This is a genomic window from Campylobacter massiliensis (assembly GCF_014253065.1).
GTDB lineage: Bacteria > Campylobacterota > Campylobacteria > Campylobacterales > Campylobacteraceae > Campylobacter_A > Campylobacter_A massiliensis.
The window spans coordinates 244303-259560 of record NZ_JACLZK010000001.1; the positions used below are offsets into that span (position 1 = coordinate 244303).

At 44.8% G+C, this 15258-nt stretch carries 16 protein-coding genes; 14 read left to right on the plus strand and 2 right to left on the minus strand.

What is annotated here, in order from left to right; all coding sequences use genetic code 11:
* Nucleotides 1-3: 3 nt before the first annotated feature.
* The 5 genes from H7R39_RS01150 to H7R39_RS01170 all read left to right on the plus strand — a co-directional run bounded on the left by H7R39_RS01150 (nucleotide 4) and on the right by H7R39_RS01170 (nucleotide 3620).
* Complete coding sequence (locus tag H7R39_RS01150) at nucleotides 4-489, plus strand: hypothetical protein (RefSeq protein WP_185897605.1); 486 nt, start codon at nucleotides 4-6, stop codon at nucleotides 487-489.
* The gene (serA, locus tag H7R39_RS01155; protein WP_185897606.1) at nucleotides 486-2063 is read left to right on the plus strand and encodes a phosphoglycerate dehydrogenase; all 1578 of its coding nucleotides are present in this window, start codon (nucleotides 486-488) and stop codon (nucleotides 2061-2063) included. The genes H7R39_RS01150 and serA overlap by 4 nt, the downstream gene beginning before the upstream one ends.
* Before the next feature lie 43 nt (nucleotides 2064-2106).
* Entirely contained in the window at nucleotides 2107-2328 is a 222-nt protein-coding gene (locus H7R39_RS01160) for a hypothetical protein (RefSeq protein WP_185897607.1), read from the plus strand.
* 110 nt (nucleotides 2329-2438) lie between these two features.
* A complete protein-coding gene (gene efp, locus H7R39_RS01165) occupies nucleotides 2439-3005 on the plus strand; it encodes an elongation factor P (protein WP_002948377.1) in 567 nt (188 codons plus the stop codon).
* 18 nt (nucleotides 3006-3023) lie between these two features.
* A complete protein-coding gene (locus H7R39_RS01170; protein WP_185898470.1) occupies nucleotides 3024-3620 on the plus strand; it encodes a DUF4304 domain-containing protein in 597 nt (198 codons plus the stop codon).
* A 44-nt stretch (nucleotides 3621-3664) separates the two neighbouring features.
* Here the strand turns inward: H7R39_RS01170 and H7R39_RS11400 are convergent, their stop codons facing one another.
* The gene (locus H7R39_RS11400; protein WP_267454489.1) at nucleotides 3665-3916 is read right to left on the minus strand and encodes a SelT/SelW/SelH family (seleno)protein; all 252 of its coding nucleotides are present in this window, start codon (nucleotides 3914-3916) and stop codon (nucleotides 3665-3667) included.
* Nucleotides 3917-4005: 89 nt separating this feature from the next.
* On the opposite strand from H7R39_RS11400, the gene H7R39_RS01180 reads away from it, so the two are divergent.
* The 3 genes from H7R39_RS01180 (at nucleotide 4006) to H7R39_RS11140 (ending at nucleotide 6387) form a co-directional block, all read left to right on the plus strand.
* Nucleotides 4006-4554 carry a DJ-1 family glyoxalase III gene (locus H7R39_RS01180; protein ID WP_185897608.1) on the plus strand — a complete coding sequence of 183 codons (549 nt, stop codon included), beginning with the start codon at nucleotides 4006-4008 and terminating at the stop codon, nucleotides 4552-4554.
* Nucleotides 4555-4934: 380 nt separating this feature from the next.
* Complete coding sequence (locus H7R39_RS01185; RefSeq protein WP_002948394.1) at nucleotides 4935-5180, plus strand: RNA recognition motif domain-containing protein; 246 nt, start codon at nucleotides 4935-4937, stop codon at nucleotides 5178-5180.
* A 70-nt stretch (nucleotides 5181-5250) separates the two neighbouring features.
* Nucleotides 5251-6387 (plus strand): glutamate--tRNA ligase family protein, encoded by a 1137-nt coding sequence (locus H7R39_RS11140; RefSeq protein WP_228724696.1) that lies wholly within the window; start codon nucleotides 5251-5253, stop codon nucleotides 6385-6387.
* Between the two features lie 56 nt (nucleotides 6388-6443).
* Here the strand turns inward: H7R39_RS11140 and H7R39_RS01195 are convergent, their stop codons facing one another.
* The gene (locus H7R39_RS01195; protein ID WP_185897609.1) at nucleotides 6444-7205 is read right to left on the minus strand and encodes a hypothetical protein; all 762 of its coding nucleotides are present in this window, start codon (nucleotides 7203-7205) and stop codon (nucleotides 6444-6446) included.
* A gap of 358 nt (nucleotides 7206-7563) precedes the next feature.
* On the opposite strand from H7R39_RS01195, the gene dnaE reads away from it, so the two are divergent.
* From dnaE to H7R39_RS11405, 6 genes are all read left to right on the plus strand, one after another.
* A complete protein-coding gene (gene dnaE, locus H7R39_RS01200) occupies nucleotides 7564-11544 on the plus strand; it encodes a DNA polymerase III subunit alpha (RefSeq protein ID WP_185897610.1) in 3981 nt (1326 codons plus the stop codon).
* 409 nt (nucleotides 11545-11953) lie between these two features.
* Nucleotides 11954-12565: a hypothetical protein gene (locus H7R39_RS01205; protein WP_185897611.1), complete on the plus strand. Its 612-nt coding sequence runs from the start codon at nucleotides 11954-11956 to the stop codon at nucleotides 12563-12565.
* A complete protein-coding gene (locus H7R39_RS01210; protein ID WP_185897612.1) occupies nucleotides 12562-13311 on the plus strand; it encodes an ABC transporter permease in 750 nt (249 codons plus the stop codon). Before H7R39_RS01205 ends, H7R39_RS01210 begins: the two co-directional genes overlap by 4 nt.
* Nucleotides 13308-14000 carry an ABC transporter ATP-binding protein gene (locus H7R39_RS01215; RefSeq protein ID WP_185897613.1) on the plus strand — a complete coding sequence of 231 codons (693 nt, stop codon included), beginning with the start codon at nucleotides 13308-13310 and terminating at the stop codon, nucleotides 13998-14000. The genes H7R39_RS01210 and H7R39_RS01215 overlap by 4 nt, the downstream gene beginning before the upstream one ends.
* A 72-nt stretch (nucleotides 14001-14072) precedes the next feature.
* Nucleotides 14073-14993, plus strand: a complete 921-nt coding sequence (locus tag H7R39_RS01220) for an ABC transporter substrate-binding protein (RefSeq protein ID WP_185897614.1) — start codon at nucleotides 14073-14075, stop codon at nucleotides 14991-14993.
* A gap of 125 nt (nucleotides 14994-15118) precedes the next feature.
* Nucleotides 15119-15253, plus strand: a complete 135-nt coding sequence (locus H7R39_RS11405; RefSeq protein ID WP_267454492.1) for a hypothetical protein — start codon at nucleotides 15119-15121, stop codon at nucleotides 15251-15253.
* Nucleotides 15254-15258: the final 5 nt, after the last annotated feature.

The window sequence follows — 15258 nt, forward strand, 5'->3', positions numbered from 1 at the left end:
TAAATGAAGCGATATCTGCTCTGGGGCGCGATGGCTTTTGTGCTGATTTTCGTCTGTATATGCGGCGCTTTGCTGTATAAGTATGCGGATGTAAATTTAAAAGCGCCCGCGCCTGCGGAGCTAAAGATATCGGAAAATAATGAGGAGCGAAATTTGTCCGGCAACCTAGCTTCTTGGGTCGGCGAAATGGCAAATTTAGCTCCTAGAAAATATGCTTTGGCAAGCAACGAGATATTTGTAGAATTTAAAGACGACTCAAAATCCGTCATAAAAACAGCCTATCAGCTAATGATTGATAAAAACGATATCTATTCGATGTTTTGCCTTACTCAAACATTAAAAAACATACCCGTAGATTTTAGCGTAGTAAAAGAAAATTCGCAAAATTTAATTTACATCAACACGCAAGATAACGGCGTTTTAAACCGCGTTATAAACGAACTTAAAGCGTATGATATACGCTCAACCTTCAAGGAGATCAAGCTATGAAAACGATAATAGTGTGCGACGCAATACATAAAGTCGGCTTTGAAATTTTAAATCGCGAAGAGGATATAAAAGTAATCGATGCGGTAAGTATGCCTAAAGACAAGCTTTTGGAGATTTTAGGCGAGGCTGACGTGGCCATCACGCGAAGCTCGACCGAGGTCGGCGAGGCATTTTTAAATGCAGCCAAAAATCTAAAAGCTCTCGTGCGCGCGGGCGTGGGCGTCGACAACGTAGATATCGACGGCTGCTCAAAACGCGGCATTATCGCGATGAACGTCCCTACGGCAAACACGATCGCCGCGGTAGAGCTAACGATGGCTCATATGCTAGCCGCCGCCCGCTCTTTTCCGTACGCTCACAACGATCTAAAAATCGACCGAATTTGGAAACGCGAGAAATGGTACGGCGTCGAGCTTTTTAACAAGACTCTAGGTGTCATCGGCTTTGGTAACATCGGCTCTCGCGTGGCTACTAGGGCTGCGGCTTTCGGTATGCAAATCGTTGCCTACGATCCGTATATAGATCCCTCGAAAGTAACCGATATGGGCGGCGTTTATACGCGAAATTTTGACGATATCTTTGCGTGCGATTTCATCACCATACACACTCCTAAAAATAAAGAAACCGTAAACATGATCGGCGAGGCGGAGATCGCAAAGATGAAGGACGGCGTGCGCCTCATAAACTGCGCTCGCGGCGGCCTTTACAACGAAGAGGCGCTATATAACGGCCTAAAAAGCGGCAAGATAGCGTTTGCGGGCATCGACGTGTTTGAGAAGGAACCGGCGACGGATCATCCGCTACTTGAGCTAAATAACGTCAGCGTCACGCCGCATCTTGGCGCAAATACGTTGGAATCTCAGGCTAATATCGCTATCGCCGCAGCCGAGCAGGCTATCTCGGCGGCTCGCGGCATCAGCTATCCTAGCGCGCTAAATTTACCGATAAAAACGGAGGACCTGCCGCCTTTCGTAGAGCCTTATATCGAGCTTACGAGCAAGATGGCCTTTCTCGCCGCGCAGATCAACAAAAAAGCTATCAAAGCTATCCGTATCGAGACGCACGGCCCTATCAGCGAGTACGCTAACTCTATGCTTACCTTTGCGATCGTGGGCGCTTTAAAAGAGAGTTTGGGCGATACGATAAACTACGTAAACGCTAAATTTTTGTGCGACGAAAAGGGTATCACGACGGAGAGCAGCGTCGGCGGCAATAGTATTTTCAAAAATAAAATCACCGTTCGTATCACGACCGAAAACGACGTCGTGACGATCGGCGGAACGGTATTTGGCGAAAATCAGCAACGCATCGTGACGATAAACGGCTTTAAGACCGACTTTAAGCCTAAAGGTAAGATGATTATCTTTAAAAACAACGACGTTCCGGGTGTTATCGCTAAAATTTCGTCTATCCTCGCCGAAGAAAAGATCAATATCGCCGATTTCCGACTAGGACGCGACGATCACGGTATGGCGCTCGCGGTCGTGTTGGTCGATGAAAAGATAACCAAAGAAACGCTGGCTAAGCTAAACGATCTTGACGTTTGCGTATGGGCAAAATACGCAGTTGTCTAAATTTAAGCCCTAATTCGGGCTTAAATTTAAGGAGGGCTTAAATATGAAATTTTTACTTTTTATACCGATTTTGCTTTTGCTTACGGGTTGCGAGAGTCAGGTGCAAAAGCAAACTACGAAAAATTTCGAGAAAATTCTGACCGAAAAAAAGAAATTTCAAAAGATACAAAAAGACGATCCTAGCGTAAGCGAACAGATGAAGAGAGAAATCCACTCGCAGTCCGAGCGAAGCAAGGAAAAAGGCGAGTTCAAATTTAAGCCTTAAATTTGAGGTTTGCTTCGGCGAGCGCGGTCAAATTTGCCGCCTCGCCGCTTCTTAAACTAAACTAAAAGCTTTTTTGATATAATCACCCTTTAAAACCACAAGGAGAAAAAATGGCAACCTATTCTATGGGCGACCTAAAAAAAGGACTAAAGATCGAGCTAGACGGCGTTCCGTATAAAGTCGTCGAGTATCAGCACGTAAAACCGGGCAAGGGAGCGGCTTTCGTTCGCGCGAAAATCAAATCTTTCATCGACGGCAAAGTGCTTGAAAAGACGTTCCACGCTGGTGACAAATGCGATCAGCCGAATTTGGAAGAAAAAGAGATGCAGTATCTTTACGACGACGGCGAGTTCTGCCAGTTTATGGATACTGCGACCTACGAGCAAGTAGCGATCAGCGACGAGGACGTGGGTGATGTCAAAAAATGGATGATAGACGGTATGATGGTTGAGATTTTGTTTCACAACGGCAAGGCTATCGGCGTAGAAGTACCGCAGGTCGTCGAGCTAAAGATCGTCGAGACTCCGCCGAATTTCAAAGGCGACACCCAAGGCGGTAAAAAGCCTGCTACGCTTGAGAGCGGCGCGGTCGTGCAGATACCTTTCCACGTGCTTGAAGGCGAGGTCATCCGCGTAGATACCGTCCGCGGCGAATACATCGAGCGCGCAAATAAATAACCGCAGTCGTCAAATTTGATGAAAGCAAAATTTGACGAGCTTATAGCCCAAGTAAAGCCGCTGTTTAAAGATAACGGCTTTACCAAAAACGGGCTAAATTTCTACAAAAATACTCCCGAATTTATCTATGTCGTAAATTTTCAAAAAAGTAGCGGCAATACCGCATCTGAAACTAGATTTTACGTAAATTGCGGCATTTACGGCGCTTTTATAGACGCTGCGACTGGCAAAGAATTTATCTCAAAACCCAAAGAATACGAATGCCATTTTAGGGATAGAATTTCATCTATCATAGACTCCAAAACGGCTTACTATGAAATCAACGAAAATACCTACACGGCAGCGCTTTGCGAAAATTTAGCGAGCGATTTAAGAGCGATATTTAGTTTTTTTGAGGAGATAAAAACCGAACGAAATTTGATTGATTTGATGCTGGAGCGAAACGGCCTAGCGGTGATTGACCAGCTTTTTGAATATCTACTCATAAAGCGTGAACAAGAAATTTTGATCCGCCAAGCGTTAAATTTGTTTCAAAAATACGGAAACGAAACTAGATGGAAAATTTTTGAGAGGCGTATAAACGATTTGCTGAAAAATATGAAAAAAACGAGATAAAATTTGAAGAAATAAAAGCCAAGGCCTAAGCCTTAGCTTAGACTTTAGGCTGATTTTTTAACGCTATCGACCAAAGCAACGATCTCTTCGTGATTTGGCAGGGCGTTTACGTCCGTACCGATGAGATCTTTTTTAGAAAAGACTACTTTTCCGTCTACTTCAACTATGAAGTTTCCGCCGCTACCGACGATTTTGCTAATATTAGCACCTGGAATTTGACTTAAAAATTCTTCTTCTACACGAGAAGCTACCGGTCTATAGTTTCAAGAATTGCAATATGTAATCTTTACTTCCATTTTCCTTCCTTTCGAATTTAAAGTGGCGCGATTATAGCGCAAATTTAGCAAACGAGAGTATAATAATCCGAAAATTTAAGGAGAAAATTATGAAAAAAGTTGCCGTGATTTTTGCCGACGGGTTTGAGGAGATAGAGGGCGTTAGCATCGTGGACGTGCTTAGACGAGGCGGCGTGGAGGCCCATATAGTAGGCCTTGACAAGCTACCTATCACGGGTGCTCACGGAGTGAAATTCGTCTGCGACATGACGCTTTATGACCTCGAAATCGAGGAGTACGATATGCTGGTTTTGCCGGGCGGGTATACGGGCGTCACGAATATCTCAGGTAATCTAAAAATGAGAGAGACGATCAAAAAGTTTGATAAAAAAGGCAAATTCGTCGCCGCCATTTGCGCCGCGCCGATAGCTCTTGGAGTGGCGGAGATCATGAGGGGCGAGTATACATGCTATCCTAGCTGTGAGGCTAGCGTCGAGGGCGGAACGTACGTGAGCGATAAAAACGTCGTGCAAAGCGGAAATATCATCACTTCAAAAGGCCCCGCCACCGCGATGGAGTTTGCTTTGGAGCTGGTTAAGGTTTTAAACGGCGAGCAAGTTTATAACGAAGTGAAAAACGGACTCTTGTTTGTTAAATAACGATTTGATGGTTCAAATTTAACGAAGGCCGCGCGTTTTGCTTTTATCGAAGGCGCGGCTTAAATTTAAACAAAGCGTGCAAACGTTAAATTTGCGGCCGTGAAATTATGTAAACTGCCGATAAAATCGCGCTTCTTGGCTCAATTATAAATTTATTTGCGCTGATCGGCCGACGTTTCACGACCAAAATGCTTTAAATTTACGGCAAAATTTACCTAGTCAAAAACCGCCAAATAAAAAATAAATTTTTAAAAGCGTTTCTTGAGGTTTAAATTTACAAAAAATTATAAAAATATCAATTTTTATCTAGCTTTTTTATTTAAATTCAGGTATCATCTCTTAACCGATTTATCGGGAATTTGATTTAAGGAAACGTTACTGTGAATATTTACGTCGGTAACTTGTCATATCGCATGACTGAGGCAGAGCTTAAGGATACATTTGCGCCTTTTGGCGAAGTAAAACGCGCGAAAATCGTCAAAGATCGCGACACGAATCGCTCAAAAGGATTCGGATTCGTCGAGATAGAAAACGATGCAGACGCGCTAAAAGCGATCGAAGCGCTAAACAACAAGGAAGTAGGCGGCAGAGCTCTAAGAGTAAACGAATCTAAACCTAAAGAATAATCCGGCCGTCAAATCTGACGGCTTTTAACTAATTTTTAAATTTAAGCTTTTTAACCAAATTTCACTCCAAATGAACCAAAAAATCACCTCTCGTATCGCTCCGACGCCAAGCGGCTTTTTGCACGCGGGCAATGTTTACAACTTCTTGCTGACCTATCTTTTTACTCGTGCGTTTGACGGGATTTTGTACTTAAGGATCGACGACTACGACCTGCCGCGCTACCGCAGGCAATACGTGGAAAATATCTTTCGCGTGCTTGATATGTTGGGCATTGATTTTGACGGCGGTCCCGGCGGAGTGGAGGAATTTGAGAGTAAATTTAGCTCCAAATTTCGCCTTGATGCCTACCAAAACGCGCTAAAAAAGCTCGAGCAAAAAGGCGTTTGCTATGCTTGCGAGTGCTCGCACTCGATGAAAAATTCGTTTAAAAACGGCATTTACGCGCGGGTTTGCGCGGAGAAAAATCTTAAATTTAAAAAAGACGAAACGACCATGCGGCTAAGCACCATCGACGGGGCGGAAATTTTAGTCGGGCAAAATTTGATAAATTTTGATGCTTTGGGGTGCGGCTCCAGCGGAGAGATGAGCCTGGCGGGCGGGCTTTGCGGTAATGAGCAAGCAGCGCAAGACGGCGTGGCAAACGGTTTAAAAAAATCGGCAAATTTGCTCGGCTCGGACAGAGGGAAACCTGGCGATAAGAAATTTAACCTAAATGAGGTAGAAAATTCGGAAGAACGCATTTTAAATTCGGCAAATTTGGGCGCCCTAAATTTGACGGACGAGACTGTGTTTGAAACGGAAAAATTCGCGCAAACCCAGAGCATAAATTTGGCGCAAATTTTGGGCGATTTCGTCGTTTGGAAAAAGGACGATACGCCCGCGTATAATCTCGCTAGCCTCGTGGATGACGAGATCTTAGGCATAAATTTGCTCGTGCGAGGCGAGGATCTGCTCGCGTGCTCGGCGGCGCAAAAGTACATGGCGCAGATACTGGACTACGATTTTGCGGGCGCAAATTTCATCCATCACGGCTTGCTAGCGCATGGCGGCAAAAAGCTATCCAAAAGCTCGAGCGCACCGGCGGTAAGCGTAGCGGACGGTGCCAAAATCCACTATAAATTTGCTGCCCTTAAACTCGGCCTTGACGCATCAAAATGCGAAAGCCTATCCAATTTGCTTGAGATGTTTAAAGAGAAATTTGTTTGATAGAATTTTAAACGATAAATTTGACGATATGGAGCATCCGGCTTAAAAATGGTCCGCTAGAAATAATATTTTTTGATTTTATCCATTTCGATATCGCTTTTTTGTTCAAAATACTCCTTTACTTCTATATAAGTTTTCTTATCGATTATGTATAAAAGATAGTTTTTGTTTGCTACTAGCCCAGTCAAGTAACCAGAATATTGAAGCTGTTGATCGCTTTGGGGCAAGCCGTTAATCACAATTGCTGAAAATATTGAAAACCCCTTTAATCTGCCAGAAAAAACGATATGAAAAAATAGCTTAAATAAAATATTAAGCGCAATAGGAATAACAATAAAATACCAAAGGCCTATGCACAAAATCAAAATACACATGAGTATAAAAATAATCTCTATAATGCGCGAAGAGGGCATCAGCCAAAAACTCTTAGATAAATTTAGATCGCAGGACGCTAATTTTCTTTCGATTTTATCATTTTTGTAAAAGCAAATAAAATTTGAGGTAAATTTCACCTCAAATCTATTTTTTATCACGCAAACGTAATACGAGATGATGATATATAGCAGTCCTTGCACGATAAAGTATCCCAAAATAATGTTATTTACTAAAATCTGACGAGGCGTTTTGTCAAATTCAGGCCAAAAATAATCAAGTCCGAGCATTACAACGACCGTTGCGAAAATACAAAACGGAAGTAAATTTGCAACAAAAAACCTCTCGTAGTTTTTGATAACTATCGGCTCTTTATCGTAATCCCTCTCAAATTTATCCGAGCCTAAATTCGTGAAATTTAAGTCTTTTTTGTCTGCCGTATTCAAATTTTACTCCCGCTACCTGCTAAATTTACCCGAATTTTAGCAAAATTTACGTCCGTCCGCGAGATTGCGTCAAATTTGCCGCTCAAATTTAAGCCGAATTTTGAGTCGTAAATTTAGATCAAATACGCGTCGCCGACTGCAAATTTTACGCCGCCGGCCCAAAAATCCGAGCGTCAAATTCGGGTTAAAATTTGACGGCAAAGCCTGAGCAAATTTTTGTAAAAATTCCAGTCTAAATTTTACGAAAAACTCGCTCAAGCAGCCTATTTCCCGCGCTTGCCTAAATTTAGGCCGGGCCGAATTTATCCGCCTAAAAGCAAAGTTTCTGTAAAATCAAAAGCATTAAAAAGGACGAAAAATGAGCGATTTTACAGATTTTACGCATCTGCACCTGCACACGGAGTATTCGCTGCTAGACGGAGCCAACCGTATCAAAGAGCTAGCTAAGACGCTAAAAAAACAAGGCGTCAAAGCCGCAGCCATCACCGACCACGGCAATATGTTCGGCGCTATAGACTTTTATAAAACGATGAAAAATGAAGGCATAAAGCCGCTAATCGGCATCGAAGCCTACATCCACAACGGCGAGGAGCTGGGAGATAAAAGCACCAAGCAGCGCTTCCACCTCTGCCTCATCGCAAAAAACGAAATCGGCTACAAAAACCTGATGTATCTGAGCTCCATGAGCTATATCGAGGGGTTTTATTATTATCCGCGTATCAACAAAAAGATACTAAAAGAGCACAGCGAAGGCATCATCTGCTCCTCGGCGTGCCTGCAAGGCGAGGTGAACTGGAACCTCAACCAAAGCGAGCGAAATTTGCGTTTCGGCGCAGGCGGATATGAGGCGGCGAAAGAAGCCGCGCTGTGGTATAAAGATGTCTTTGGCGATGATTTTTACCTAGAAATCATGCGCCACGGCATCGGCGATCAGCGTAGGATAGACGATGAAATCCTGCGCCTAGCAAAAGAGCTAAATATCAAGGTCATCGCAACTAACGACACGCACTATACGTTTAAGCAAAGAGCCGACGCGCACGAGGTTTTCATGTGTATCGCGATGAACAAACTGCTCGACGATCCAAACCGCCTGCGCCACAGCGTGCATGAGTTTTACGTAAAGACGCCCGCGCAGATGAGCGAGCTTTTCGCCGATATCCCCGAAGCCGTCACAAATACGCAAGAAATCGTAGATAAATGCGACCTCACTATCAAGCTAGGCGACGCTACGCCGCCAAATTTTAAATTTACGCTCGAATACGCCGCCGAGCGAAATTTGAGCTTGCCCGAGCCTGATAAACGCTACAGCATACCAAACGACAGCGTGCTATTTGAGCACGAGTGCAGGCAGGGGCTAGAAGATAGGCTTAAATTCGTCCCCGCAGAGCGCCACGAGGAGTATAGGACGCGTCTGCAGCGCGAGATAGATATCATAAACAAGATGAACTTCCCGGGCTATATGATGATCGTTTGGGACTTTATAAATGAAGCTAAAAAGCGCGGCGTGCCGGTAGGCCCGGGACGCGGCTCGGCGGCGGGCAGCCTAGTAGCCTATAGTCTAAAGATCACGGATCTGGATCCGCTGCCCTATAACCTGCTTTTCGAGCGTTTTTTGAACCCGGAGCGCGTGAGCATGCCCGATATCGACGTGGACTTTTGTCAAAACCGCCGCGGCGAGATCATCGACTACGTCATCGAAAAGTACGGCAAATTTAACGTGGCTCAAGTCATAACCTTCGGTAAGCTGCTGGCAAAAGGCGTCATCCGAGACGTCGCGCGAGTATGCGACATGCCCTATGCCGAGGCCGACGCTATGGCTAAGCTCATCCCTGACGAGCTAGGCATCACGCTAGAACAGGCCTTTGAAAAAGAGCCAAAGATCGGCGAGCTGATAGCGACAAACTCAAATGCAAATAGAATTTGGAAATTCGCCCTTGACCTCGAAGGTCTAAACCGAAACGCCGGCATGCACGCGGCGGGCGTGGTCATCTCAAACGAGGAGCTGTGGAACAAAACCCCGCTTTTTCGTCAGCCAAACGCCGAGGAGGATCACTTCGTCACGCAGTATAGCCTAAAGTACCTAGAGGACGTCGACCTCATCAAATTTGACTTCCTGGGGCTAAAGACTCTAACCGTGATAGATAACGCCGTAAAGCTCGTAAAAAAGAGATTTGGCAAGGAAATCATCTGGGAGCAGGTCAATAAAAACGACCCCAAAACCTACGAGACGATTAGTAGCGGCCAGACGCTGGGACTGTTTCAGATAGAGAGCGAAGGTATGCAAAAAGTCGGAGCCGATATGCGCCCCGACTGCTTCGAGGATATCATCGCGATGATCTCGCTTTACCGTCCGGGTCCGATGGATCTTATTCCTGATTTTATCAAGCGCAAGCACGGCCTGGAGCCTATCACGTACATTTTCCCCGAGCTTCAGCCGATACTAGAGCCCACATACGGCGTTATCGTATATCAAGAGCAAGTTATGCAAATCGTGCAGACTATCGGCGGCTTTTCTTTGGGGGGCGCGGATCTCGTGCGCCGCGCGATGGGTAAAAAGATAAAAGAGGAGATGGATAGGCTAAAGGGCAAATTTATCGAAGGCGCCGAGGCGCAGGGGCTAGACGGCAAAAAGGCCGACGAGCTGTTTGAGCTTATTTTGCACTTTGCTTCGTACGGATTTAACAAATCCCACGCCGCGGCCTACACCTACGTGACCTTTCAGACGGCCTATATGAAGACTTACTATCCGGCCGAATTTATGGCGGCTCTCATCACGAGCGAGGAGACCAACGCCGATAAGATTTCGCGCTACATCGACGAGTGTAAGCGCCTAGATATCGCTATCCTGCCGCCGTCGGTCAATAAATCTGCCAAAGAATTCTCAGTCGTTAGCGAAGGAGGCAAGGACGCCATCATCTATGGCCTAGGCGCGATAAAAGGCGTCGGAGGCGCGGCGATCGAAAATATCCTAGAGGAGCAGGCCAAGGGCGAGTTTAAGGATATCGACGACTTCGTCTCGCGCGTGGATAACTTTAAGGTAAATAAAAAAGTCTTTGAAAGCCTGATAAAATCGGGCTCGTTTGATAGTTTCGGCCTAACGCGCAAGATGATGCTAAATAACCTAGATAACATCGTAGAGGCGTGCAAAAATGCCGCAACTATCAAGAAAAACGCGGCCGAGAGCCTCTTTGGCGACGATGAGAGTATGGGCACGGTTAAAACTAGTCTCGTGCGCGACGACTCCGAGCTAGAACTAAAAACCAAGCTCAAATTTGAGCTAGAAAGCGTGGGTATCTACCTCTCGGGCCACCCGCTAGACGAGTACCGCGAGCAAATCTCAAAGATAAAATACACGCTAAGCGATAAATTTGACGAGCTACCAGAAAATGGCGAGATGCTGCTCGTGGGCAAGATAGAGGACCTAACGACCAGGATCAGCAAGAAAAACGGCAAAAAAATGGGCACGATCGAGATGCTTGACTTTCACGGCACGGTCGAGATCGCGGTCTTTGACAGAGGTCTTGGCGCGGTCGAGTCGATGAGTGCGGACGAGCGCGATCTGCCGCATGCGTTTAAGGTTCGCTACTCCAAAGACGGGCAGTTCATGCGCATAAATTTGGATAAAATTTTGACGCTAGATGAGGCTATGGGTATGGACTTTTCGCATCCGCTCGAAAAATACAAAGAGCAAATCGAACAGATAAAACACACGCCTAGCAAAGACTTTGGCAAGATAGATAAGACCAGCGAGATCTTAGTCGTCGGCAAGATCAGAGAGGTCGCCAGCATCACGAGCAAAAAGAGCGGCAAAGAGTTTATGATGCTAAGCATCATGGATCTTTTTAGCACGTTTAAGGTTGCGGCGTTTGACTCCGAAAAGGGGCTCATCGATAGCCTAAGCGACGAGCAAAAGAACGCTCCGCTAGCCTTTAAGGTGCGCTACAGCCGCGACGATCAGGGCGCTCGCATAAACCTCATCGACGTCGTGAGCCTAGAGGATGCGCGCGATATGAATTTCCAAAGCAGAAGCTTTAAACAGCGCAAGGAAAGTAGCGGCGGCAGCTACCAAAACGGCCAGACGTCTAGCGAAAACAGAGTCAAAAGAGAGCTTGAGGATCTGGTTTTGGAGCTAAATTTGGACGAAACGGGCAAGGATCTCATCACGCAAATTTACCGTGCCGCCATCGGCGAACACCGCGCCGCAGCCGATAAAAACAACAAACGCCTGATCATCCGTATCAAAGACGCGCAGGAAGGCCGCGCGCTGGTATATACGACGGAGTTTATCGTGGGTGAGGGTTTTGAGGAGAGGGCGCTAGGCTTAAGGCAGGCTGTTTAGATTTGAGAATTTACGGCTCGTCTTTTTGGTTTATACTTCGCTGCTTTTAAATTTAGCTTGGTCATTACCCGCACGGTAGCTCCCGTCGTAAAATTTAAAAGCGGCTTGTCTCGCGAGCGCTTTTTGAATTTAAATTTGACGACGCAAGATTAATCAAATTTGACTGATTTATCGGCAAGCTTTGGGCTTAAATTTAAAGAAAACACGCGAGAAAGCGTGCTAAAAGAGCTAATGAGGCTTAAAAAAGCATACTAAGACTCGTGGTAAATCGCAAAAAAAGCAAAAGCCGGACGTAAAAGTCTAGCCGTTTTCTTATAAATTTGGCTTCCAAAGCCGTCTTTTTGCTTTCAAATGATACAATTCTGATTTCAATTATTACATTTTGTCTTTAAATTTGACGGGAGCTCTTATGAAAAAACTGGTTTGGCTAAATCCTATTGTAAAAAACATCTACGACTTTGCGGCGCTTAAAGAAATTTTACAAAACAAAGGTTTTAGCGTAGTAGAGTGCGAAAAAGACCACGTCCAAAGCGTAAAAAACGCATACAAAAATGGCCTTACACAAAGCGAGCTCATCTTTGATAGTCGCTGTCCGAGGGCTGTAAATTTCGTCAGAGCAAATTTTAAAGAGCAAGCCGCTCTCATCTCAAATTTAAATCCCATTTTAATAGAAAGCGCCATCGAGCTTAGCTCAAAGCTAAAAGAGGACGAGCGGCTTTATGTGACGACGCCCTGCGAGGACTTGGCTGAGCTTGGCAGGAGGCTAAATTTAGCGCGAACCACATTTTTGACGTGGAAAAGCTTTAGGGAGCAAAACGCTATAAATTTAAAGATGCGCAGTATCGAGCAAAGTCCGGTACCGCCGGGCTTTTTCACAAATTTGGGCGTAAAAACTCTAAGCCTTGGTAGCAAAGAGAAGATAGAAAATGCCCTTTCATATAAATTTAGCGAGCTTAAAAACTACCGGATCATCGAGCTTTTGTACTGCGAAAACGGCTGTCACAACGGAGATGGGCTGTGAGGGAGATTTTTAAAAAGAGCATTTTGATCTTAGCGATCTTTGCCCTCTGGCAGGTCGTTTGCGAGCTAGAAATTTTCACGCCGTATATCTTGCCAAGTCCGGCAGCGACGCTAAAGACGATGTATAGCATGAGCCTAAGCGGCGAGCTTGCCACGCATACGATCACCAGCTTTAAGCGCATATTTGTAGGATATGCTCTTTCTTTTGCCCTAGCGCTCGTGCTTGGCGGTATAGCGACACTTTTGCCAAAGATCAGCGTTTATTACGAGTGGATACTAGAGTTTTTTAGAAACATCCCTCCGCTTAGTTTAATAGCCATTTTGGTGCTTTGGTTTGGTATAAACGAGACGCCAAAGATCATTATTATCGTCTTAGCCTCGTTTTTCCCGATGTTTCTAAGTATCCAAAAGGGGCTAACGAGCTGTGACGTGAAGCTCATCGAGGTTGGCAAAATTTTTGGCTTTAGCAAATTTGAAATTTTTTACAAGATCATCTTAAAAAGCGCGCTAAAAGATATCTTTGTCGGCATGCGAATAGGCTTTGGCTACGCCATGCGCGCGATCATCGGAGCTGAAATGATAGCGGCTTCAAGCGGGCTGGGCTACCTCATACTTGACGCTGAGGAGCTTTCGCGTGCGGATAGGATATTTGTAGGCATTTTTACGATCGGCATTTGCGGCGTGCTCATAGATAGGCTCTTTTTGCTTTTGATAGCGAAATTTAGCCTTTTGCGAGGTGAGAAATGATAGAAATTTCAAATTTATCCAAGCATTTTTATATCGGTGAGAAGCGTATCGACGTTTTGAGAGAGCTAAATTTAAATATAAAAAAAGATAAGATCACCGTCATACTTGGTAGAAGCGGATGTGGCAAAACGACGCTTTTAAGGCTTGTTGCTGGCCTTGAGAGCATTAGCCTTGGCGAGATAAAATTTAAAGAGCCAGCAAAGATCGGCTTTGTATTTCAGGAGGCCCGCCTTATGCCATTTCTAAACGTCTATGAAAACATCGTTTTTCCGCTTAAAAAGCAGGAGATAGAGGCTGCAAAGATCGATAGTTTGATATCTATGATAGGGCTTAGCGACTTTAAATTTGCCGCCGTTTCGCAGCTATCCGGCGGCATGAGCTCGCGCGTTTCGCTTGCAAGGGTGCTTGCGTACGAGGCAAATTTGATCCTCATGGATGAGCCGTTTGCTGCGCTTGATGCATTTACGAGAGCTAGCATGCAGGCTGAAATTTTAAAAATACAAGCCGGCAAAACTATCCTTTTCGTCACGCACAACATAGACGAGGCGCTGTTTTTGGCTGATGAGATCATCTTGCTTGAAAAGGGCGGGATAAAATCAAACTACGATCTATCAAATTCAGCAAGGCCAAGAGATCTGCTAAGCGAGGAGCTAATAGCCGTAAAACGCAAAATTTTGAGTGAAATTTAGAATAAAAAATGATAACTAAAACTAAAATGAAGCAAAAAATTATATAATTTATAAAATTTTTAAAGGAGCAATATGAGAAAGTTTTTCAAGGTTTTGTGTGCGGCCTCTTTGTTTTGTCTAGTCGCAAACGCAAGCGAAGGCTTAGATAAGATCGGCATGACCTACGTCAAATCGCCGCTAAATGTCCCATCGATCGTCGATAAATTTAAAGGCTTTTACGCGAAGTCTTTTGGCGTGCCGGTCGAGTACTCCGAGATCACCTCGGGCGCTAAACAAACGCAAGCGCTCGCTTCAAATTCGCTCCAGTTTCTAAACTGCGTGGGCGGAACTTCGGTCATACTTGCAGCGGCAAATAAGGCTGATATAAAGATCATAAGTGCCTATTCAAGGGCGCCAGAGGCATTTGTGATATTTTCTAAGGACCAAAACATAAAGTCGCCAAAAGATCTAAAAGGTAAAAAAGTAGCAGGTCCAAAGGGCACGATCTTAAACGAGCTTTTGGTTAGATACCTAGCGCTTGGAGGGCTTAGCATAAATGACGTAGAGTTCATCTCTATGGGCATTCCGGCTGCGCAAGCCGCAGTTGAAAACGGCAGCGTCGATGCAGCGCTTCTTGCAGGACCTGCTGCTTATAACGCTCAAAAATCAGGCCTAAATGTGGTCACAACCGGCAAAGGCGTCATCACTCCGGTCATCGTCACCGCAACAAGCGGCGAGTTTTATAAAAAGCATAAAGAGGTAGTTGAGAAATTTAAAAAGGCTCAGGACGAAATTTTAGACTACATCAAGGCAAACGAGGACGAGGCGCTTAAATTTACGGCCGAAGAGACTGGGCTAAGCATAGAGGCGGTAAAGAGCATGTACCCTCAGTACGACTTTAGCTCAAAGATCACGGCTGATGATATAAAAGCCCTTGAAGCTACGCAAGAATTTATGCTTGAAAGTAAGATGATCGAGCAAAAAATAGATATAAAATCACTTCTACTAAACTAAATTTAAAGGGCAAATTTGCCCTTTAATTATCCTCGGCGCCTTGTAAAAATCTCCAAATTTGCATTATAATAACGGCAAAATTTAGAGGTATAAAAGTACCCGTTTTAGATTGGTAAGGCAAGGCAATGAAGCTAAAACTGATAAAAAGATACGCTGCAGATGAGTTTAGCTACGAAATTTTGAAAAATAAATTTAAGATAAAAGCCCTGCGCGAACCGATCGGCGTAGGCGCTAGCCTGGTAAGGGCGCTAAGAAAATAAATTTA